Here is a 19,892-nt window from a genome sequence, read left to right as displayed (position 1 = left end):
CAGGGAGCCGACGGAGCCGGCGGCCTCGAACGCGAGAATGCCGCGCGTGAACACGCGGACGAACGTCGGAATGGCGGCGGCGCCCACGATGGCCCCGACCGTGGCGGCGAGGAGCACGTCGCGGAAGTCGGCGCGCAGGCGGGCGACGTCCCCGTGCTGGATGGCGAAGTCGACGAGGCTCCCGAGCAGCGGCGCCTGAACCAGGTTCGCCGAACGCGACGCCAGGGCGATGACGTTGAACAGGGAGAGGGCCAGGGCCAGCCTGCCCGTGCGCACGCCCGCCGGCCGGACGGAGTACGAGAGCGCGTCGATGGCATGGATGATCGCCGTCAGCAGCAAGACGGCCGTGAGGCGGGTCAGTCTCGTGTCACCTCGGATTTCTTTCGCGGCGCGGCGAGGGTCGGTCGTACGCGTCCGGGAAGGCGCGCCACCACCCGGGCGCGTCCACGACCGGCTGCTGCGCGCGCCAGGCGCGCAGCCGTTCGACGTCGAGCACCGCGCTGACGACCGTCTCCGCTCGCGCGTCCTCGGCCTCCGCGATCACGCCGTCGCCGGCCGGCGAAAGGTCCAGCGGCGCGTAGACGGCGCTGCGCCCTTCCAGGCGGAGTCCCATGAAGTCGCCGACGAGCGCGCTCTGGACGGCGTACACCCCGGCGTCCTGAGCGCGGCCCCATACGCCGCGGCGGGCCTTCCACAGATGGTACGCCTCCGGATTCGCGATCGGCAAGCACAGGAGATCCGCGCCCAGCCCCCTGGCGATGCGCGCCGTCTCGAAGTACGTCGCGTCCATGCACACGGGCGCCGCGACCGTGCCCCACGGCGTGGGGAAGACGCGCAGCTCGGCGCCCGCCTGGATGCCCCACTCGGCCTCGTACGGGAAGAGGTGCAGCTTCGGCTGGCGCAGAAGCAGGCGGCCGTCCGGGGCGAAGACGTGCGCGAGGTTGAGCACGCGGCCGTCCGCCACGGGCAGGTTGGCCGTCCCGGCGACCACGTAGGCGCCGAGGGCCTCGGCGAGGGCGGAGAAGGCGACGCGGTACACGGTGCCGACGGCGGGACCCAGCTCGGCGAACACCTCCGCCACCGACACGCCGCCGCCCGCCTGCGCCGCCCGTTCCGGGGCGCCCGCGCGCTGCAGGAGCCCGAACCCCGGCAGCAGCGCCGTGAGGCCCGTGGCGACGTCTTCCGGGAACACGATCAGCTCGGCGCCCGTCCGCGCGGCGAGCACGCCGAGCTCGAACACGTGGCGCACGAAGTGGCCCGGGGTGGGCTCCGGGCGCAGCTCCATCTGCACCGCCGCCACGCGCAGCCGGGCGACGGCCGGTTCCCTCGCATCGTCCGCGCGCACGGTCCAGTCCAGGTAGCGGTTCCGGCGGTCGCGCGCGTCGCGCTGGACATCGGCCGGGAGCGCGGCGACGGCGCGCGCCACCTCGCGCTGCACGACGGCCTCCCGCGCCCGCGAGGCCGCGGCCCTCGCGGCCGCTTCCAGCAGCGCGCGCCTCACGGCCGCCCCTCCCCATCCGGGGCCGGCCCGGCGCCGCGGCCGCGATGCGAGTGGCGCACGATGTCTCCCGGCGCGCCTGCGACGGCCTCCTGCGCGCCCGCGCCGTCGCCGCGCTCGCCGTCCGGCGCCGCTCCCGTACCCCGCCCTTGGGCCCGCACCCGCGACGGGTACGCGGCCGCGAAATGGCGCCGGTACAGTGCGGGGTTGAGGTGGCGCGCGATCGGATAGTCCCGCCGCACCCGCTCGAGGACGTCCCACTTGAGCGTCGCGATCACGACGGCGTCCCCCATGGCCTCGTCGGCCTGGGCGTACCAGCCGGTCTCCCCCGGCGTGCCCTCGCAGGGCCCGTACACGGCGCTGTGCCCCGCGTACAGGTGCCCACGCACCGGCCCGACCAGGCAGGCCTCCACGCACGGGACCTGCGTCTGCTGCACGTTGGACCAGACGGTCGCCACCTGGCGCCACGGGTTGTACGGCACCGGCCACGCGGTGAGCGCCACGGCGAGGTCCGCGTCGAGCCGCTCGGCCAGGCGGAAGCCTTCCGGCATGAGCGCGTCGTGGCCGAGAAGGAGCGCCACGGCGCGCCCCCGGCATTCGATGAGGCGCAGCTCCGCGGAGGGGCGCCAGCCCGCGGCGATCGCGTCGACCGGCCAGTGCCCCTGCGCCTGCCAGCCGAGCAACTCGCCGTCCGGCGCGAAGAGCCCGGCGGCGTGCAGCCAGCCCCCGTCGGACGGCACGACGACGCTGCCCGGCACGAGGTGCACGCCATGGTCGCGAGCGAGCCTCGACCCGGCCAGGCAGTAACGTTCCCACGCGTCCTCCGGCGGCGCGTTCTTCCGAAGGCGGCGGGGATCTCTGGTCGCCCGCGCCCACGCGGCCAGCGCGGGGACGCCGTCCGGTCCGGCGCCGGCGCCCGGCGGCAGCACGACGAAGTCGGCCCCCGCCTCCTTCGCCGCGGCCAGCCGCCGGTGGAGCTCGTCCATCCAAGCGGCGCGGTCGCCTTCGCCCTCCCCTCGTTCCGGCAGGGGAAACTGCAGAGCGGCGACCTTCCACGCCTCACCCGGCATTGCGCCACCTCCCGCGCGGGGACGCGACCCCGCCGCGCCTCCGGCCGGCGACAAGAGCGTCAGACGTTGAAGCGGAAACTGATGACGTCCCCGTCCTGGACGACGTAGTCCTTGCCCTCGAGCCGCAGCAGGCCTTCTTCCCTCGCGCGCTTGAGGGATCCGCAGCGGACGAGGTCGTCGAAGGCCACGACCTCGGCGCGGATGAACCCGCGCGCGATGTCGCTGTGGATCTTGCCGGCCGCGTCGCGCGCGACCGTCCCCTGGCGGATCGGCCAGGCGCGCACCTCGTCCTCGCCGGCGGTGAGGAACGAGATCAGGCCGAGCGCGGCGTACGCGGCGCGCGCCAGCCGTTCCACGCCCGGCGCCTCCAGCCCGTACTCCGCCATGAACGCCGCGCGCTCCTCCGCGTCGAGCTCCGCGATCTCCGCCTCCACGGCGGCGGAAAAGGTGACGAGCGTCAGGCCGCGCTCGGACGCGTACGCCTCCAGGGCGGCGCGCCCGGGGTAGTCGCCTCCGCGCAGGTGGTCCTCGCCGACGTTGACGGCGATGATCATCGGCTTGACCGTCAAAAGCGCGTACCCGCGCAGGGCGGCCAGCTCATCCTCCGCGAGCCCCAGGTCCCTGAGCGGCCGCTCGGCCTCCAGCGCCTCCCGGCACCGCAGCAACAGCTGGAAGACGCGCTCCTCCTCCGCGCTGCGGCGGTGGTTCTTGGCAAGCCGCGCGGCCACCGTCTCCACGCGGTCGAGATCGGCCAGCAGGAGATCCTCTTCCAGCTCGCGCACGTCGCGCGCGGGATCGATGGAATCCTTCACGAAGGCCACCGTCGGGTCGTCGAACGCGCGGGCGACGACCAGAAGGGCGTCGCTCTTTCGAATTCCCTCAAAGAATTCGTTCAGCTTCGCCCGGTCGCTCTCGCCGGGCACGAAGCCGGGAAGCTCCGTCAGCTGCAGCGTGGCCGGCGTGACCTTCCGGGGATGGAACATCTCCGCGAGCGCGTCCAGGCGGCGGTCCGGCACGGCCGCGACGCCGACGGGCTGGCGGTCCCGCCCGGACGGCGCGATGCCCGTGAGCAGGCGGAACAGCGTGGACTTGCCGGTCGCCGGCAGGCCGATGAGTCCGAGTTGCACTCACGCACCCTCCTCGCGAAACGCTTCCAATATGGCGCGGGAGACGCGAGGAAGCAACCACATCGCCTCGTTGTCGACGTGATAGCGCGGATCGAGGGCGCCGTCCGTCATGAGGGCGACGACGTAGTCCCCCCATGGCGTCCGCACGATGCCGGCATCGTTGCGGACGCCGTCGAGCGAACCGCTCTTGGAGGCGACGCGCACGGCCGGCGGGCGACCCCCTTCCTCGGACACCAGGGAATACGGGAGGAGCCGGGTCAGCGCCGAGTTGTAGTGCTGGCGCTCCAGGATCGCGACCATCGCCTCGTCGGCGCGCCGGGACACGCAGCGGCGCGCGTGGATGGACTCCATGAGCGTGGCCATCTCCCGCGGCGTCGTCGTGCCGAGCTCGCCGGGGATGTCCCAGTAGAGCTTCTTGTGGAGCCGCGTCGCCCGCAGGCCGCGCCGCTCCATGGCGCGGTTGACCGCCTCCAGCCCGACGCGGTCGATCAGCTCGTTCGTGGCCACGTTGTCGCTGACGACGATCATGAGCGTGGCGAGGTCGCAGATGCGCAGCTGGACGCCGTCCTCAAGATCCGCGAGGACGCCGGATCCCGTCGTCCGGTTCGCGGGGTTGACGCGGACGACGTCGTGCCAGCCGAGGCGCCCGGCCTCGATGGCCTCCCAGAGGGCGACGAGAATCGGCACCTTGATCATGCTCGCCGTCTCGCCGACGCGGTCGGCGTCGAGTTCAAACGTGGCGCCGTCGCGCAGGTCGCGCGCGAAGACGCTGAGGTGCCCGCTGAAGCCCGCCGCCGCACGGGCGACGGCCTCGCCGAGCCATGACGCGAATGCCATGTCAGACTCCTCCAGCTCCCAGAAGAAGCGCTTTCAGTTCCTGAGCGTTCGTCACGGCGTAGTCGCCGAAGTTGTTGTTGAAGAGCACGTGGACCTCCCGGGCCTGCGCCGCCAGGCGCTCCGCAGTGCGCGCCCACTCCTCAAGTTCCTGCTCGTTATACCGGTACCGGAAGCGCTCGCCCGAGGAGCCCCCCTTGCGGTACCACGTCGCGGCGTTCCGCCCGTGAAGGCGCGCGATGGCCAGGTCCGGGTGCGTGACGACCGGCACGAGCGGCACGCACCCCTCGCCGACCTGGGGCTCGTCCGCGATCACGTGGACGAACTCGTGCCGCTCCAGGAAGCGCAGCGTCCGCGAGCGGTTCTCGTCCCGGAACCAAGAGCGGTGACGAAATTCGACGGCGAGCGTGAACCCGGACAGCATGCGCCGGGCGTACAGAAGGTAGTCGTAGTGCGACTCCCGGCAGACGAACCACGGAGGGAACTGCAGGAGCACGGCGCGCAGCTTGCCGCTGTCGCGTATGGGCGAGAGCGCGGACGCGAAGCGCTCGAACATCAGGTCGAGCGGCATGGCGTCGCGGCCCGTGCGCTCGGCGTCGCGGTCGTGCTTCGTCATGCCGCGGTACGCCTTCACGTCGAAGCGGAAGTGGGCGGGCGTCCGCTCGTTCCACAGCCGGAAGTTGCGCTCCGCCGGCATGTGGTAATAGGTGCTGTCGACCTCGACGAGCCGAAAGTGCTCGGCGTAGTACGTGATTCGCTGGGCCGGCGGCAGGCCTTCCGGATAGAACCCTTCGTGGTCGCTCCACGCGCACGTGCCGACGAGGATCTCTCCCACCTGCGCACCTCCCCTGCCCGCGCGGGTGCCCGGGTCGCTCCACTTCTCGGGACACCGCCGCCGTTCCTGCGGGCGACGCGGTGATGATTCCCCTCCGGGGTGAATAAGCGTGCTCCCAGGAGGCGCGCGATGAGCGAGGGCACGATCGTCCTGGTCGGCGTGCTGCTCCTCGGGCTGATGGCGCGAAACGCCATCGTCGCCGGGTCGGCCTGCATCCTCCTGCTCTTGAAGCTCGGCCAGGCGGACGCTGCCTTCGCGTGGCTCATGCGCTACGGGCTGACGGTGGGGTACGTCTTCCTGATCCTCGCCGTGCTCGTGCCGGTGGCGATGGACCAGCTCGACTGGAGGCACTTCTTCCGGGACCTCGTCAGCGTGTCGGGCCTCACCGCGGTGATCGTCAGCGCCGCGGGAAGCTGGGTGGGCCGCTTCGGCGTGCGCTACATGGACGCGAACCCGCAGATCCTGGTGGCGCTTGTGGTCGGCACGATCGTCGGCACGGCCCTGATGTCCGGCGTGCCGACGGGCCCGATCATCGCGGCCGGCGTCACGGCGCTGGTTCTGCGCCTCTTCCAGTGAACGTCGGGAAACGAGCGAAGGGGGGACGACATGGTCAACGCGATCTGGGTCGCGCTGCTGCTCGGCGGCCTCGCGTACGGCGCCGCCCACGGGCGCCTGGGCGACGTGACGGGCGCGTTCATGTCCCAGGGCGGCGCCGCCGTGCAGACAAGCATCCAACTCGCGGGCATCGTCGCCGTGTGGTTCGGCATCAGCCGCATCGCGGAGCGCGCGGGTCTGATCGACCTCCTCGCGCGCGCGATGGCCCCCCTCTTCGGGCGGCTCTTCCCCGACGTGCCGCCGCAGCACCCGGCGATGGGCGCCATCGTCATGAACATGGCGGCGAATACGCTCGGGCTCGGCAACGCGGCGACGCCGTTCGGGCTCAAGGCCATGCGGGAGTTGCAGGAGCTGAATCCCCGCAGGGACACCGCCTCTCCCGCCATGGTGACGTTTCTCGCCATCAACAGCGCCGCGATCAGCCTCCTGCCCGCGACGACCATCGCCGTCCGCGCCGCGGCCGGGTCGCACCATCCGGCCGAGATCGCGGGGCCGGCGATGATCGTCACGGGCGCGTCGATGGTCGCCGTGCTGATCGCCACGCAGGTCTGGCGGCGCACGCTGCCGCCGGGGCCCGGCACCGGCAGGGACCGCCGCCGTGGCTGAGTTCGCGACGTGGGTCCTGCCCGTCTTCATCGCCGCGTCGGTCGTCGCCGGGCTGGCGCGCCGCATCGACCTCTTCGAGACGTTTCTCGAAGGGGCGCGGGAAGGGCTTCAACTCGTCTACAACATCTTTCCGCACGTGCTGGCGATCTACGTCGCCATCGGCGTCTTTCGCGCGAGCGGCGCGCTTGACGCCGCGGCGCACGCGCTGGGCGGGTGGCTGGCGCTCGTCGGCATCCCCGCGCCCGTCGTGCCGCTGGCGCTGATGCGGCCGCTCTCCGGTTCGGCGGCGCTCGGCTACCTCGTCAGCCTGCTGGACGAATACGGACCCGATTCGCTGATCGGCCGGCTGGCTTCGGTCATGCAGGGCAGCAGCGAGACGACGTTTTACGTGTTGAGCGTGTACCTGGGCGCGGTCGGCATCAAGCGGAGCGGTCCCGCGCTCGCGTTCTGCCTCCTGGGCGACGCCGTCGGCTTTGTCGCCGCGGTTTGGGTCTCGCACGCGTTCTGGGGTTGACGGTCCAGGGACGACGTCGACTCGGCAGATGGCAGCAAGTCGTCCGTATGCGCGCCTTCCGTCGCGTTCACCTTAAGCGCGGGGGTGCGTCGCATGACGCGTCGCGGGCGGTGGGCGGTGGCGATCGCGTCATCGATGCTGTGCGTGGCGGCCATGACGTGGGCGGCCGGTGCGCCGGCCCGGCGCGACGGCGCGGTGGAACGCCCCGCACGCGCCCCGTCCGCGCCGCTGCACGCAGCGCCCGGACCCGCCGTTCTTCCGACGCCGCCGGAAGCTGCGCAGGCTGAACAGGGCATGACGGGCGTGGCAAACGCCGCGGGGGCGCCGGCGGCACGGCGCCCTGAGGACGCGCACGGCGTCTTCATCCCTGACGACGCCGCGCTGTCGCACCGCCTTCTCGACATGGACATCCCGTACCTCATCGGGACGTACAGCACCCGCTTCACGCACGCCACCCCGAGCCAGGCGGACAACATCGCGCTCGCCGCCCGGCGCCTGAACGGGACCATCGTGCTGCCGGGCGAGGTGTTCTCGTACAACCGCATCGTGGGGCCGTACACGAAAGAGAACGGCTTCGGCATGGGGCGGATGTTCGTGGGCACGCGCATCGTGCCGTCCATCGGCGGCGGCGTCTGCCAGGGGGCGTCGACGCTTTACAACGCCGTGATCCTCGCGAACCTGGAGGTCGTCGAGCGGCACGCCCACGGATTGACGGTCCCGTACCTGCCGCCCGGCCAGGACGCGACCGTGACGGACACATACGGACTCGATTTCCGCTTCCGGAACAACACGCCGGCGCCGATCCTCATCCGCGCCGCCGCGCAGGACCGGTGGCTGACGGTGAGCCTCTACGGCGCGCAGCCGCCCCCGAAGGTCACGTGGCGCCACGAGATCCTCGCCACGTACTCGAAGTCCGTGGTGCACACGACCGACCCGCAACTGCCGAGCGGGATCCGGAAGACCGTGGCCGCCGGCCAGGACGGCGTGCGGGTGCACAGCTGGGTCATCGTCCACTGGCCGGACCGGGAGGAAGTGCGGGACCTGGGCATCGACACCTACCGGGCCAGCCCGCAGGTCATCGCGAGCGGTCCGTAGGCGCGGCGGCGAATCGGAAGACGCGCGCGGCCGGCCCGGCGTTCGGGCCGCGGCCGCCCTGAAGCGCGACGGTCATCGACCGCGACCCCGGCCCGGGGTCATGCGGACACCGTTGCGGGCGCGTCCGCGAAGCGCTGCACGATCGGCCGCGTCCGGCGATAGAGCCAGAGAAGCTCGACGGCGTAGCCGGCGAGCACCGCCAGCGCCGCCAGCTCCGCGCCCGGGCGCGGCCACCACCGGGCCAGGATGAACAGCGGCGCGACCATCCCGCCCACGTTCAAGAGCGCGCCGACGTTCACCGGACGCGTGCGGCCGTCCCGGACGAGGTGGGCCTGCAGCCAGTTCTCGACGGACACGGCGAGCGGAAGAACCGAAAGGATGCGGAGCGTGGTCCCCGCGGCGGGCACGAGCGCCGGCGGCAGTCCCACGACGCTCTTGAGGTAGACCTCCGCGAGCGGCGTCCAGGCCACGAGGAGCAACGATCCGGCAAAGGCGGCGGCCACGCTCCAGGCGAACCGGCCGACGGACTTCAGGCTTTCTGCGTCGACGACATGGGTGATGCTGATCTGCTGCACCATGCGCGTCCCGTTCGCGAGCAGCAGCGTGCTCGTCCAGACCACCGGCCACAGCGCCAGCGCCTGGGCGGCGTCGTGCGTGCGCGCGAGACCCGAGCTCAGCAGCGGCTTGCCCGCGAAGATGAGAATGCTGGTCGAGGCCAGCGGCCAGTAGAGCGACCAGAATTCCGGCCAGGGCAGCGGGCGGCCCGGCTCCTCCTCCCACCGGCCGGCGATCGCCGGCCGCGCGAAGACGGTCACCAACGCGGCCTCGACGATCACGCTGAGGCCCAGCGCCACGCCGGCGACGAGCGCCCCGTCCGCGCCGCGCCACACGCCGAGCGCCACCACGAGCGCAAGCGTCGCCAGGCGGCCGAAGCTGGCCCACGCCACCGGCGCCGTGCGGCGGTGCCGGATGAGGGCGCCCTGGAACACGCGCCGCCAGCCGATGGCGGCCGGCCAGAGGAGCATCGCCTGGAACGCCGGGTGGGCCGCCGCGGCCACGTCCGGCGGCAGGCCGAGGATGGTGCCGAACAGGAGCCCGTACAGCGGATCCACGAACCCGAAGGCGAACGTGAGCGCCGTCAACACGGCGTCGAGGACGAGCATGTGGCGGAAGATCGAGTCGAAAGCGGGCCGGCTGCGGGCCAGCGCGGTGGTCGCGTGGAGGAGCATGATGATCGGGCTCTCGAAGAGGATCGCGACGCTCTCCGCCACGCCGTACGCCGCCAGGGACACTTCCGGGTGGGCGAGCCGGCTGAGCCCCGCCGCCAGGATGGGCCCCGAGGAAATCATGACCATGTCCGAAATCGAGAGCGGAATGAAGAGGGCCCAGTAACGCCTCATACTTCCCTTTGTAACACGAAACGCGCCCTGCCGGGCGCGTTCGCGCAATCCAGACCCCACCGTGCCGTGCGCCGATTGTTTCAAACCTGCCCCTGGCAGGTGGGTGCCCTCCCGCCGGTTCAAGGCTTCCGCCGTGGTTCGCGGCCTGCCCGCCCCGGACGGAGTCCAGGCTCCCTTTGTTTTGGTGTTGGTTCAAAACAAAAATCGGCTACGTCACGCACACAGCAGGGTGCGCCCGAAGGGCGCGCAGTTCAGTTTGCTTCATTGTACGACGCGGCCATGCGTGCCGGCAGCCGGAAGCGAATGACAGGCGGCGGGGTCAGGCCGTCCCGGCCGCGCCGCTCCCGCCAGAGGCGCGCGCGCTCGCGCGCCCCGATTCCTCGCCGGCCACGGATCGAATGGCGAGTTCCTCCAGTTGGCGCGGGTCAACCGGCGCCGGCGCTCCCGTCAACGGATCGGCGCCGCGCGCCGTCTTCGGGAACGCGATGACGTCGCGCAGCGAGTCCGCGCCGGCCAGCATCATGATGAGACGGTCCAGGCCGAACGCGATCCCGCCGTGCGGCGGCACGCCGTACTCGAAAGCGTCGAGAAGGAAGCCGAACTTCGCCTGCGCCTCTTCCTTCGAGAAGCCCAAGCAGCGGAACACGCGCTCCTGGACGTCCCGGCGGTGGATGCGGATGCTGCCGCCGCCGATCTCCACGCCGTTCCAGACGAGGTCGTACGCCTGCGCGCGCACGCGGGCCGGGTCGGTCTCCAGCAGGGGCAGGTCCGCCTCCACGGGCGACGTGAACGGGTGGTGGCGCGCCTCCCAGCGCCGCTCGTCCGCGTTCCACTCGAACATCGGGAAGTCCGTCACCCAGAGGAACGCGTCGCCCGCTCCAGCGACAAGGTTCAGGCGCCGGCCCAGCACGAGCCGCAGGTGCCCCAACGCCTCCGCCGCCACGGCCTCCTCGTCCGCGACGAACAGGGCGACGCTCCCCGGCTCCGCCTCCAGCCGAGCTTGCAGCGCCGCGGCCACGCCGCCGACGTGCTTCGCGACGGGCCCTCGCAGCCCGTCAGCGTCAAAGGCGAGCCAGGCCAGGCCCTTTGCGCCCCGGCTCTTGGCCTCCTCGGCCAGGCCGTCGATGTCCTTGCGGGAAAGCGTGGCTCCCGGGGGCACGGCGATGCCGCGCACCACGCCGCCCTTCGCCGCTGTTTCCCGGAACACGCCGAACTCGCTCTCCGCGGCGATGTCGGTGACGTCCACGATGGGCAGCCCGAAGCGCAGGTCGGGCTTGTCGGAGCCGTAGCGCGCCATCGCCGTGGCGAAGTCCATGCGCGGGAAGGGCGTCGTCACGTCCTTGCCCACCGCGCGGAACGCGGCGGCGAGCATCGCCTCGATCTGGGTCATCACATCCTCAGCCGTGACGAAGGACATTTCCACATCGATCTGAGTGAACTCCGGCTGGCGGTCGGCGCGCAGGTCCTCGTCCCGGAAGCACCGGACGATCTGCACGTACCGTTCCAACCCCGAGACCATGAGCAGCTGCTTGAAGAGCTGCGGCGACTGCGGCAGGGCGTAGAACGAGCCGGGTTGCAGGCGGCTCGGCACGAGGAAGTCGCGCGCGCCTTCCGGCGTGGAGCGCGTGAGCATGGGCGTCTCGATCTCGTAAAAGCCGTGGGCGTCGAACCAGTCGCGCACAGCCTTCACGAAGCGGTGGCGAAGCGCAAGGTTGCGCTGCATGTCCGGGCGCCGCAGGTCCAGGTAGCGGTAGCGCAGGCGGAGCAGCTCGTCGGCGTCGACGCCCTCCTCGATGTAGAAGGGCGGGGTCTTCGCCTCGCTCAGGATGAGCGCGCGCGACGGCTCGATCTCCACCGTCCCCGTCTTCATCTTCGGGTTGACGGCGTCAGGCGCGCGCAGCCGAACCGTCCCGCTCACGCTGACGACGTACTCCGAACGGAATTCCCTCGCCGTCCGGAACGCCTCAGGAGTGCGGGCGGCATCGAAGGTGACCTGCACGATGCCCGTGCGGTCGCGCACGTCCACGAAAAGAAGGCTGCCGTGGTCGCGCACGCGCTGCACCCAGCCGTTGATCGTGACGGGCTGGCCCGCCATCTCCTCCGAAACTTCGCCGCACCAGACGGTGCGCTGCCACTCCGCGTGTGCCATCCGCGTTCCTCCGCTTACGCGCCGGCCGCCTGGCCGCCCTGGGGGCCGCGCCGTCGCAGGTATTCCACGAGATCGTCAAGCGAGACCGTCTCCTGGCTGCCGGTCTCCAGGTCCTTGACCGCCGCCGCGCCGGCGGACAGCTCCTCCTCGCCCAGGATGACGGCGAAGCGCGCCGGATAGCGCGAGGCCGCCTTGAACTGGGCGCGGAAGCTGCGGTCGAGGAAGTCCGTGTCGGCCGACACGCCGGCCGCGCGCAGGCGCTGGACGAGCGGCAGGGCCTGCGCCCTCGCGGCATCGGCGGCGATCACGAACGCCGTGACGCCCGCGTCCGCCTCCGGCAGGCGCCCCTCGCCCGCCAGCGCGCCGAGGAGCCGCTCCATCCCCAGCCCGAAACCGACGCCGGGCACGTGCGGGCCGCCGAGCGTCTCCGCAAGGCCGTCGTACCGGCCGCCGCCGAAGAGCGCGTTCTGCGCCCCGAGGGCGCCGTGCGTGAACTCGAAGACGGTTCGCGTGTAGTAGTCGAGGCCGCGGACCAACGTCGGGTCCACGGTGAAGCGAATGCCCAGCGCCTGGAGCGCCGCTTGCAATCCCTTGAAATGGTCGCGGCAGGCGTCACAGAGGAAGTCCAGCGAGCGCGGCGCGGCCACGGCCAGTGCCCGGTCCGTCTTGCAATCCAGCAGGCGGAGCGGGTTGCGCTCCAACCGGCGGCGGCAGTCGGCGCACATTTCCTCGATGTGGCTGCGATAGTACTCGACCAGCGCTTCCCGGTAGCGGGGGCGGCAGGCCGGGCAGCCGATGCTGTTGAGGTGCAGGTCCAGTTGCGTCAGACCGGCGCGCTGGACGAACTCCAGCGACAGCGCGATGACCTCCGCGTCCAGGCGCGGATCGTCGCTGCCGAGGGCCTCCACCCCGAACTGGTGGTGCTCCCGCAAGCGGCCGGCCTGCGGCTTCTCGTACCGGAAGATGGGGAGGGAGAGATAGTAGAGCTTCACCGGTTGCGGACGGTTGTGCAGGCCGTTTTCCAGGTACGCGCGCACCACGCCCGCCGTTCCCTCAGGGCGGAGCGTGATGCTGCGCTTGCCGCGGTCCTCGAACGTGTAGGTCTCCTTCTCCACGATGTCCGAGGTGTCGCCCACCCCGCGGTGGAACAGCTCCGAGTGTTCGAAGGTCGGCGTGCGGATCTCGGCATAGCCGTAGAGGCGGCAGACTTCCCGAGCCACGGCCTCGAGGCTCTGCCAGCGGGCACTCTCCGGCGGGACGATGTCCGCGGTGCCCCGCGGGCGCGAGGTGAGCAATGCGACACCCCCAAAAACCAGAAAGCGCCGGACGGCGCGGCGCCTGGCGAATTCGCCCACTAGTATACGTGGCCGCATGTCCCGGCCGCAATGGCGTCGACCCCTTGCGGGCACAGTCGCCTCGACGGGCGCCCTCCCGTCAGGGGAGCGCCGGGCCGAGGTCGCGCCGCGCCGCCTTGAGCTCCCGCAGCGTGTAGAGCGCCTGCCGCGTGTCCTTCTGAAGGATGGCCTCCTCAAGTACCTCCAGCGCGCTTTCGAAGATGTCACGGCCCTGGAACGTGGCCTCAAGGAGGATGCGGCGGTCGTGGGTGTCCCAGATCTCGACCAGCCGGCGGTACCTGCGGTAGGCTTCGTCCCAGTCCCCGGCCTCCACGGCGTGCGTCGTCGCGAGAATGGCTTCCGTCGTGTGATCGCCGGAGTAATGGCGGAACATCGTCGCCAGCTCGCAGCCGCCCGTGAGAAGCACGGCCGCGAGGACCGCGGCCAGAAGCACGGCGCGGCTGGCCGGCCGTCCCCGAAAGGACGCCCGCGCGCGGTCATCGCCCATCGGCATTCCCCTCCCCCTGGCGGCCGTCGCCCTCCGGATCCGGGCCCTTCTCCCCGCTTGCCAGATGCGGCTCGAGGCGGTGGACCATGGCCTCGAGCTTGGCGGCGAGGTCGCGGTACATGGCGCGCGCGCCGGGATCCTCCGTATCGAGGGAAAACGACTGCAGATCCGCGGCCGCCTTGCGGAGGGTGGCAAGCGTCTCCGGTTTCACCGTGCTTTTCGGCTTCTCGGTCGAATCCTCGCGCAGGTCGATGTACAGGCGCCCCTCGGTGTCGACCTGGGCCACGACGACATCCCGCACGTCGTCCACGCCGTACTCCGCGAGCTTCGCCTTCAGCCACTCCTGCGTGCGGCCGATCTCCTCAAGGGTCTTCTCCAGCACGCGCCCGCGCAGCACGACGATCGCCGGCATGCCCTCCTGGCTGACGGGCAGGCCGAGGTCCTTGGGCGTGACCGGCTGGCGGTCCGCCTTCTGCACGACGCTGATCTTGCCGCTCGGCTCGAACACGGCGAATTCCACGTCGGCCAGCTTCGGCACGTGCCGCTGCCGCAGCTCCTCCATGAGGTCGTCGAACGTGAGCGCCGCGCGCGCCATGTTGCGCTCCAGCACGCGGCCGTCGCGCACGACGACGATCGGCTCGCCGGCGAAGACGCGCCGCAGCGAGGGGAAGTGGGTCGTGAGCCGGCTGATCGCGATGTGCATCAGCGACCACACGGTGATGCCCAGCATGTTGACGACGAGGCTGAACTGGGGCGTCGTGTTCGGCGAGGCGGCGATCTGGCCGACGGCGATGGCCACGACGAGGTCGAACATCGTCAGACGGCCCAGCATGCGCTGGCCCATGAGCCGGGCCATCATCAGCAGCCAGAGGTACGACACGACCGCGCGGATCACGAACCCCTGGAGCGGCAAGGCCGGGGACTCGAAAAAGACGCGGTCCCAGAACGTCAATCCTCGTCAGCTCCCAGGAATTACAGTGCCCCGCGCCCACCGGGGCATGAATGCCAACATCCGGGACGGCGGCCAGATTGTGCGCCGCATGGGCGCTTCGCGGCCGGTTCATGCTGGGAACGGGAGGCGACGTCATGACCGTCGGCACCAAGGTGAAGCAGACGATCGCGAGCCTGAAGTCCGCGCAGGCGAACTTGGAGTCGTTCGCCCTGGAGACGCAGAACAAGGCGGCCAAGCGGCTGTACGAGGAATGCGCCCAGCAGGCGAAGGCGATCGTCGAGCAGATGGAGTCGCGGTTGAAGCAGATTCAGGAGGAGGAGCCTCAATACAAGGACTCGTGACCGCCACCCGCGGAGGAGGGGGCCCGCCGCGGGAGCGGCGGCGATCCGCCCGCGGGTCAGCCCGCCGCGGCGTCCGCGCCGCTGCGCTCCCGGGCCAGCGTGGAGTTGACGAGGCGGAAACCGGCGTAGACGGCCACCCAGCCGAGCGCCATCGTGACCCAGAACGCGCCCGGGAATCCCGCCCGCGCGGCCGTGCCCGCGAGCCCCAGGATGACGCCGCCGGCCGCGATGAGCCCATTTCCCCAGGCAAGGCCGGCGGGAGCGCCCGCGGCGTAGGCCCGAAACACGGACGCCAGCGCAACGAGCACCATCGCCGCCACGCCGAAGGTGTTCAGCAGGATGAGGTCCACGAGCCACACGGCGCCGAGCCACCCTTCGTGGCGGATCACGCCCGTACCGGGTCCGCCGTTCAGCAACAGCAGTTCCGTCGTGTCCACCGGCAGGACCATGGTCAGCCCGATGCCGGCGGCGGAGACGGCGACGACAAGCCATGTGACCGCATTCGCGGCGCGCGAGGCGTGGCGCCTCCAGTGCAGGTGCAGGCTGCCGAGCCCCATGTACGCCGCCATGGCGACGGCCCCCAGGGCGTAGTAGACGCGGAACGCCCACGGGTTGCCGGCGCCCGCTGCCACGATGTACGCGGCGGTGGCGAGCGCCGCCATGACCAGGGACACGGCCCAGAAGACGGAGTGGCGCGCGCGGGATCGCAGGGCCTGGCGGGAAACCTGCACGGCGAAGACGGTGGTCACGGCGAGCACGATCCAGGGATACACGTGGCTGCAGCCTCCAATGTCACAACCTCGGCGGATCGAGTCAGAACGTCTTGCGGCTGTCGAGGAGGATGGTCACCGGGCCGTCGTTGACGAAGTCGACCTCCATGTGCGCCCCGAACACGCCGGTCTGCACGTGGACGCCGAGCTCCGACAGCCTGTCCGCCACGCGCTGGTACAGCGACCGCGCCGTCTCGCCGCCGGCGGCCGCGATGAACGACGGCCGTCGCCCCCGCCGCGCGTCCCCGTACAGCGTGAACTGCGACACGACGAGCGCCGCGCCGTTCACCTCGAGGAGGGAGCGGTTCATCTTTCCGTCCTCGTCCTCGAACACGCGCAAGTGCGCCACCTTGTCGGCGATGTAGTCGGCGTCATCATGCGTGTCGTCCGTCGCGACGCCGACCAGCACGACGAATCCCGGCCCGATGGCCGCGCGCCGCTCCCCTCCGACGCGCAGCTCCGCCCGCGAGCAGCGCTGCACGACCGCCCGCATCAGCGCGCCGCCCGGTGCACGGCGCGCTCCACGGAGTACACGTCGCGGATCTTCAGGAGGCGCCGGCGGATGTAGTCGAGCTGATCCAGGTCGCGCACGGCGAGGACGACGTCGATGACCGCCGTGCCGTCGTGCTTGCTGCGCGCCGAGGCCGAGAGGATGTTGACGCGGATCTCGCTGATCACCTGCGCCACGTCGGAGAGCAGGCCGGGCCGGTCGACGCCGACCATCGCCAGTTCCACCGGGTAGTACGAGGCGTCGACCTCGTCCCACGTAACCTCGATGAGGCGGTCGCGGTGGCGCAGGTGCTCGTTCACGTTCGGGCAGCCGGCGTGGTGGATCGACACGCCCCGCCCCTGCGTGATGTAGCCGACGATGCGGTCCCCCGGCACCGGATTGCAGCACCGCGGGAAACGCACGAGCACGTTGTCGATGCCCTTCACGCGCACGCCGCCCGACGGCTTGCCCCACTCGGCCTTGCGCGACGGCTGGAGCGCCTCCAGCGGCGCCGCGGCCAGCTCCTCGCGGCGGTGGCACTCCTTGATACGCGCCGCCACCTGCGCCGCGCCGATGCCGCCGTACCCGACCGCGACGAGCATGTCCTCCACGGACTGCACGTTGAGCTTCTTCCGGGCCTCTTCCAGCCACTCGTCCTTCCACGCCTGAGCCGGGTTGAGCCCCAGGCGGCGCAGCTCCTTCTGCACGAGCTCCCTGCCCCGCTCCAGGTTCTCCTCCCGGCGCGCGCGCTTGAACCACTGGCGGATGCGATTCTTGGCCGTCGAGGTCTTCACGAGGTTGAGCCAGTCCAGCGACGGCTGGCCGTTCGGGTGCGTGATGATCTCGACGATGTCGCCGTTTTGCAGCGCCGTGTCCAGCGGCACCATGCGGCCGTTGACGCGCGCCCCGACGCAGCGGTGCCCGATCTCCGTGTGGATGCGGTACGCGAAGTCCAGCGGCCCGGCGCCCGTCGGCAGCCCGATCACGTCGCCCCGCGGCGTGAACACGAAGACCTCGTCCGAGAACAGGTCGATCTTGAGGCTCTCCATGAACTCGGTGGCGTCCTTCGTCTCGCGCTGCCACTCCAGGACCTCGCGCAGCCACGCGAGCTTCTTGTCGAAGTCCGGGTCGGTCTTGCCGTCCTTGTACCGCCAGTGCGCCGCGATGCCGTACTCGGCCGTGCGGTGCATCTCCCACGTGCGGATCTGGATCTCGAACGGTTCCCCATGAGGGCCGATCACGGTGGTGTGCAGGCTCTGGTACATGTTCTGCTTCGGCGTGGCGATGTAGTCCTTGAACCGGCCCGGGAGGGGCTTCCACATGGCGTGCACGATGCCGAGCACCGCGTAGCAGTCGCGGATGTCGTTGACGATGACCCGGACGGCGACGAGGTCGTAGATCTCGGACAGGTCGCGGCCCTTCTGCATCTTGTTGTAAATGCTGTAGAAGTGCTTCGCGCGGCCGTCGATGTCCGCCTTGATGCCGGCCTCCTCCAGCTTCTCGCGGAGCGCCGCGATGATGACCTGCGCGTAGGCCTCGCGCTCCGCCCGCTTTTGCGGGATGCGCCGGGCCAGGTCGCGGTAGACCTCCGGCTTCAGGTAGCGCAGGGCCAGGTCTTCCAGCTCCCACTTGACACGAAAAATCCCCAGGCGCGCGGCCAAGGGAGCGTAGATTTCCAGGGTCTGCTGGGCCGTCTTGATCTGCTTCTCCCGCGGCATGGCCGCGAGCGTTCGCATGTTGTGGAGGCGGTCCGCAAGCTTGATGAGGATGACGCGGATGTCCCGCGCCATGGCGAGGAACATCTTGCGGACGTTCTCGGCCTGCTCCTCCGCGTGGGAGCGGAAGGACAGGCGCTCCAGCTTGGTCACGCCGTCGACGAGCTCCGCGACCTCGTCGCCGAACTCGCGGCGCACGTCCTCGATGGTGACGGACGTGTCTTCCACGACGTCATGCAGGAGCGCCGCGGCGATGGTGACGTCGTCCAGCTCCAGCTCCGCGAGGATGCCGGCCACGGCCAGCGGATGCTCGATGTACGCCTCGCCGGAGCGGCGCCTCTGGCCTTCGTGCGCGCGGCGGCTAAAATGGTAGGCGCGGTCGATCAGGTCGCGGTCCGCGTTGCGCTGGTACCGCGCCACCCGGTCTTCGAGTTCGACGACCGTCATCGCCGCTCACCTCCGCAGCGCGCCGTGGGCACAGATTCTCCCGCATGAAATTTTAATGCTGATTATAGCATTGTACGTCCAACTCGGACCCGAAGGGGCGACAGATTTTGACTTCCTCGACCGCAGACGACGCGCTCCTCGCCCGCGCCGTGGAGGCGGCGAAGGCCGCCGGCCGGCAGGCCCGGTCCCGGCGCCGGGCTGCCGCCCAGGCGGGTGACGCCACGCTGGACCTTCGCACCAAGGCGAACCCGCGAGATCTCGTCACGGCGATCGACGAGGACACCGAGCGCGTCATCCGCCAGCACCTGGAGGACACCGGCATTCCCGTGCTCGGAGAGGAGGGCGGCTGGATCGCCGGCGAGGACTGGCGCGCCGCGGACGCCGTGTGGGTGGTCGACCCCGTCGACGGCACGGCGAACTTCGTCCACACCCTGCCCCACTTCGGCACGGCCATCGCGCTCGTGCGCAAAGGGCGGCCCTTCCTGGGCGTCTTCTACGACCCGAACGCGGACGAGCTGTTCTGGGCCGTGCGCGGCGGCGGCTGCCACCTCCAACGCGGGGACGGGCCCGCCGAACGTCTCTCGGTAGACGACCGCCCGCTGGCGGAGGCGCTCGTCGGCGCCTCGCTCCCCAGCACGCCCGCGGAGCGGGAGGCGAACGGCGCCGCGATCATGGAAGTCGTGCGCGTGTGCCGGAACGTGCGCGTGCTCGGCTCCGCCGCCACGCACCTCGCGTACGTCGCGGCCGGCCGGCTCAGCGCCTGCTGGGACATCCACCTTTCGCCGTGGGACATGGCGGCGGGCCAGGTCATGGTCGAGGAAGCCGGAGGCGTGGTGACGACCATCACGGGCGAGCCGTTCCGGCTGGACCAGCGCACGATCGTCGCCGCAAATCCGAGGCTGCACAAGGACCTTGTCCCCGTCCTCGCCCGGGCCCGCGCGGGGGCCTAGGCGGGCGTCGGCTTGCGCCGCCCTGTCCCGTGTGGTTTGGTAGTGGCCGGGGGTGCGCCATGATCCGTCGGCCGTCTCCTGCCGCGCTCGCGGCCGCCGCGGCTCTGGCCGTGCTTTTGGCCGTCGTCGCCGCCGCGGTGACGACGCCGCCGTCCCCCGCGGACCGCGTCGAGCGCATCGCCGCGCAACTGCGCTGCCCTGTCTGCGACGGCGAGTCGGTGGCGCAGTCCGACAGCAGCGTCTCGCTGGCCATCCGGCAGGAGATCGCCCGGCTCGTCGACCAGGGCGAGAGTGAGGAAGCCATTCTCGACCACTTCCGGCAGCAGTACGGCGACTGGATCCTGAACGCTCCCCCGGCGCGCGGGTGGCTGAGCGCCGTCTGGCTCTTGCCCGCCGCGTTCCTGGCGGTGGGCGGCGTCGCGGCCGCGCGCTGGCTCACCGCGCGGAGCCGGCCGCCGGCCGAGCCCGCACGGGGGGCGCCTTCCGCCGGGCTCCCGGAGGACGCCGGCGACGACGAGCTTCCGCCGGAATTGGGAGAGTTTATCTAGCGAGCGCGGCGGGCCGGCCCCCGCGACCCCGGGGCCGCCGCCCGGCCCCCGGGGGGGGCGACACCGGCCCCCCCGGGGCGGGGGGGTTTTAAAA

At 71.3% G+C, this 19,892-nt stretch carries 21 protein-coding genes and 1 other RNA gene; 7 read left to right on the top strand and 15 right to left on the bottom strand.

The window, feature by feature from the left end; genetic code table 11:
• From IRZ18_03525 to IRZ18_03500, 6 genes are all read right to left on the bottom strand, one after another.
• Positions 1-360 (bottom strand): DUF2837 family protein (locus IRZ18_03525; protein MBX5476177.1); only part of this gene is annotated, 360 nt, incomplete at its 3' end.
• A gap of 7 nt (positions 361-367) precedes the next feature.
• A complete protein-coding gene (locus tag IRZ18_03520; protein ID MBX5476176.1) occupies positions 368-1,501 on the bottom strand; it encodes a nitrilase in 1,134 nt (377 codons plus the stop codon).
• Positions 1,498-2,568, bottom strand: coding sequence for a hypothetical protein (locus IRZ18_03515; GenBank protein ID MBX5476175.1), 1,071 nt, complete (start codon positions 2,566-2,568; stop codon positions 1,498-1,500). Before IRZ18_03515 ends, IRZ18_03520 begins: the two co-directional genes overlap by 4 nt.
• 59 nt (positions 2,569-2,627) lie before the next feature.
• The gene (ychF, locus tag IRZ18_03510) at positions 2,628-3,695 is read right to left on the bottom strand and encodes a redox-regulated ATPase YchF (GenBank protein ID MBX5476174.1); all 1,068 of its coding nucleotides are present in this window, start codon (positions 3,693-3,695) and stop codon (positions 2,628-2,630) included.
• Positions 3,696-4,532 (bottom strand): serine hydrolase, encoded by an 837-nt coding sequence (locus tag IRZ18_03505; GenBank protein ID MBX5476173.1) that lies wholly within the window; start codon positions 4,530-4,532, stop codon positions 3,696-3,698.
• Position 4,533: 1 nt separating this feature from the next.
• The gene (locus IRZ18_03500) at positions 4,534-5,364 is read right to left on the bottom strand and encodes a DUF72 domain-containing protein (protein ID MBX5476172.1); all 831 of its coding nucleotides are present in this window, start codon (positions 5,362-5,364) and stop codon (positions 4,534-4,536) included.
• Between the two features lie 129 nt (positions 5,365-5,493).
• Between IRZ18_03500 and IRZ18_03495 the strand changes: the two genes are divergently transcribed.
• The 4 genes from IRZ18_03495 to IRZ18_03480 all read left to right on the top strand — a co-directional run bounded on the left by IRZ18_03495 (position 5,494) and on the right by IRZ18_03480 (position 8,194).
• Positions 5,494-5,940 (top strand): DUF441 domain-containing protein, encoded by a 447-nt coding sequence (locus IRZ18_03495; protein ID MBX5476171.1) that lies wholly within the window; start codon positions 5,494-5,496, stop codon positions 5,938-5,940.
• A gap of 30 nt (positions 5,941-5,970) precedes the next feature.
• Positions 5,971-6,585, top strand: coding sequence for a spore maturation protein (locus tag IRZ18_03490; protein MBX5476170.1), 615 nt, complete (start codon positions 5,971-5,973; stop codon positions 6,583-6,585).
• Positions 6,578-7,099, top strand: a complete 522-nt coding sequence (locus IRZ18_03485; protein MBX5476169.1) for a spore maturation protein — start codon at positions 6,578-6,580, stop codon at positions 7,097-7,099. The genes IRZ18_03490 and IRZ18_03485 overlap by 8 nt, the downstream gene beginning before the upstream one ends.
• 93 nt (positions 7,100-7,192) lie before the next feature.
• Complete coding sequence (locus tag IRZ18_03480; protein MBX5476168.1) at positions 7,193-8,194, top strand: VanW family protein; 1,002 nt, start codon at positions 7,193-7,195, stop codon at positions 8,192-8,194.
• Between the two features lie 98 nt (positions 8,195-8,292).
• On the opposite strand, the gene IRZ18_03475 is transcribed toward IRZ18_03480, so the two are convergent.
• From IRZ18_03475 to IRZ18_03450, 6 genes are all read right to left on the bottom strand, one after another.
• Positions 8,293-9,594, bottom strand: a complete 1,302-nt coding sequence (locus tag IRZ18_03475; GenBank protein MBX5476167.1) for a hypothetical protein — start codon at positions 9,592-9,594, stop codon at positions 8,293-8,295.
• Positions 9,595-9,643: 49 nt separating this feature from the next.
• Positions 9,644-9,828: non-coding RNA, 6S RNA (ssrS, locus tag IRZ18_03470), on the bottom strand.
• Between the two features lie 85 nt (positions 9,829-9,913).
• The gene (aspS, locus tag IRZ18_03465; GenBank protein ID MBX5476166.1) at positions 9,914-11,743 is read right to left on the bottom strand and encodes an aspartate--tRNA ligase; all 1,830 of its coding nucleotides are present in this window, start codon (positions 11,741-11,743) and stop codon (positions 9,914-9,916) included.
• A 14-nt stretch (positions 11,744-11,757) separates the two neighbouring features.
• Entirely contained in the window at positions 11,758-13,116 is a 1,359-nt protein-coding gene (locus tag IRZ18_03460; GenBank protein MBX5476165.1) for a histidine--tRNA ligase, read from the bottom strand.
• Positions 13,117-13,177: 61 nt separating this feature from the next.
• Positions 13,178-13,585 (bottom strand): hypothetical protein, encoded by a 408-nt coding sequence (locus IRZ18_03455; protein ID MBX5476164.1) that lies wholly within the window; start codon positions 13,583-13,585, stop codon positions 13,178-13,180.
• Positions 13,575-14,537 (bottom strand): DUF421 domain-containing protein, encoded by a 963-nt coding sequence (locus IRZ18_03450; protein MBX5476163.1) that lies wholly within the window; start codon positions 14,535-14,537, stop codon positions 13,575-13,577. Before IRZ18_03450 ends, IRZ18_03455 begins: the two co-directional genes overlap by 11 nt.
• Positions 14,538-14,671: 134 nt before the next feature.
• Here IRZ18_03450 and IRZ18_03445 point away from each other — a divergent pair, with 134 nt between their 5' ends.
• Complete coding sequence (locus IRZ18_03445; protein MBX5476162.1) at positions 14,672-14,878, top strand: DUF1657 domain-containing protein; 207 nt, start codon at positions 14,672-14,674, stop codon at positions 14,876-14,878.
• 56 nt (positions 14,879-14,934) lie between these two features.
• Here the strand turns inward: IRZ18_03445 and IRZ18_03440 are convergent, their stop codons facing one another.
• The 3 genes from IRZ18_03440 to IRZ18_03430 are packed head-to-tail and all read right to left on the bottom strand — an operon-like array spanning position 14,935 to position 18,300.
• Positions 14,935-15,651, bottom strand: coding sequence for a hypothetical protein (locus tag IRZ18_03440; GenBank protein ID MBX5476161.1), 717 nt, complete (start codon positions 15,649-15,651; stop codon positions 14,935-14,937).
• A 40-nt stretch (positions 15,652-15,691) separates the two neighbouring features.
• Positions 15,692-16,141 carry a D-tyrosyl-tRNA(Tyr) deacylase gene (locus IRZ18_03435; GenBank protein ID MBX5476160.1) on the bottom strand — a complete coding sequence of 150 codons (450 nt, stop codon included), beginning with the start codon at positions 16,139-16,141 and terminating at the stop codon, positions 15,692-15,694.
• Entirely contained in the window at positions 16,141-18,300 is a 2,160-nt protein-coding gene (locus IRZ18_03430) for a bifunctional (p)ppGpp synthetase/guanosine-3',5'-bis(diphosphate) 3'-pyrophosphohydrolase (GenBank protein MBX5476159.1), read from the bottom strand. The genes IRZ18_03435 and IRZ18_03430 overlap by 1 nt, the downstream gene beginning before the upstream one ends.
• 107 nt (positions 18,301-18,407) lie before the next feature.
• On the opposite strand from IRZ18_03430, the gene IRZ18_03425 reads away from it, so the two are divergent.
• Both IRZ18_03425 and IRZ18_03420 read left to right on the top strand, forming a co-directional pair.
• Positions 18,408-19,250: an inositol monophosphatase gene (locus tag IRZ18_03425; protein MBX5476158.1), complete on the top strand. Its 843-nt coding sequence runs from the start codon at positions 18,408-18,410 to the stop codon at positions 19,248-19,250.
• A 59-nt stretch (positions 19,251-19,309) separates the two neighbouring features.
• Positions 19,310-19,798, top strand: coding sequence for a cytochrome c-type biogenesis protein CcmH (locus IRZ18_03420; GenBank protein ID MBX5476157.1), 489 nt, complete (start codon positions 19,310-19,312; stop codon positions 19,796-19,798).
• The last annotated feature ends 94 nt before the right edge of the window (positions 19,799-19,892 follow it).

The organism is Clostridia bacterium (assembly GCA_019683875.1).
Lineage (GTDB): Bacteria > Bacillota > Sulfobacillia > RBS10-35 > Bu92 > Bu92.
Note: the sequence above shows the minus strand (reverse complement) of the source record. Positions and strands in the feature narration are given on the sequence as shown.

Bases quoted from the DNA above. Each gene is read 5' to 3' on its own strand.
- IRZ18_03495 (MBX5476171.1), top strand. From the start codon at position 5,494: ATGAGCGAGGGCACGATCGTCCTGGTCGGCGTGCTGCTCCTCGGGCTG.
- IRZ18_03505 (MBX5476173.1), bottom strand. From the start codon at position 4,532: ATGGCATTCGCGTCATGGCTCGGCGAGGCCGTCGCCCGTGCGGCGGCG.
- IRZ18_03480 (MBX5476168.1), top strand. From the start codon at position 7,193: ATGACGCGTCGCGGGCGGTGGGCGGTGGCGATCGCGTCATCGATGCTG.
- IRZ18_03455 (MBX5476164.1), bottom strand. From the start codon at position 13,585: ATGGGCGATGACCGCGCGCGGGCGTCCTTTCGGGGACGGCCGGCCAGC.
- IRZ18_03435 (MBX5476160.1), bottom strand. From the start codon at position 16,141: ATGCGGGCGGTCGTGCAGCGCTGCTCGCGGGCGGAGCTGCGCGTCGGA.
- IRZ18_03430 (MBX5476159.1), bottom strand. From the start codon at position 18,300: ATGACGGTCGTCGAACTCGAAGACCGGGTGGCGCGGTACCAGCGCAAC.
- IRZ18_03475 (MBX5476167.1), bottom strand. From the start codon at position 9,594: ATGAGGCGTTACTGGGCCCTCTTCATTCCGCTCTCGATTTCGGACATG.
- IRZ18_03420 (MBX5476157.1), top strand. From the start codon at position 19,310: ATGATCCGTCGGCCGTCTCCTGCCGCGCTCGCGGCCGCCGCGGCTCTG.
- IRZ18_03515 (MBX5476175.1), bottom strand. From the start codon at position 2,568: ATGCCGGGTGAGGCGTGGAAGGTCGCCGCTCTGCAGTTTCCCCTGCCG.
- aspS (MBX5476166.1), bottom strand. From the start codon at position 11,743: ATGGCACACGCGGAGTGGCAGCGCACCGTCTGGTGCGGCGAAGTTTCG.
- IRZ18_03460 (MBX5476165.1), bottom strand. From the start codon at position 13,116: ATGCGGCCACGTATACTAGTGGGCGAATTCGCCAGGCGCCGCGCCGTC.
- IRZ18_03445 (MBX5476162.1), top strand. From the start codon at position 14,672: ATGACCGTCGGCACCAAGGTGAAGCAGACGATCGCGAGCCTGAAGTCC.
- IRZ18_03490 (MBX5476170.1), top strand. From the start codon at position 5,971: ATGGTCAACGCGATCTGGGTCGCGCTGCTGCTCGGCGGCCTCGCGTAC.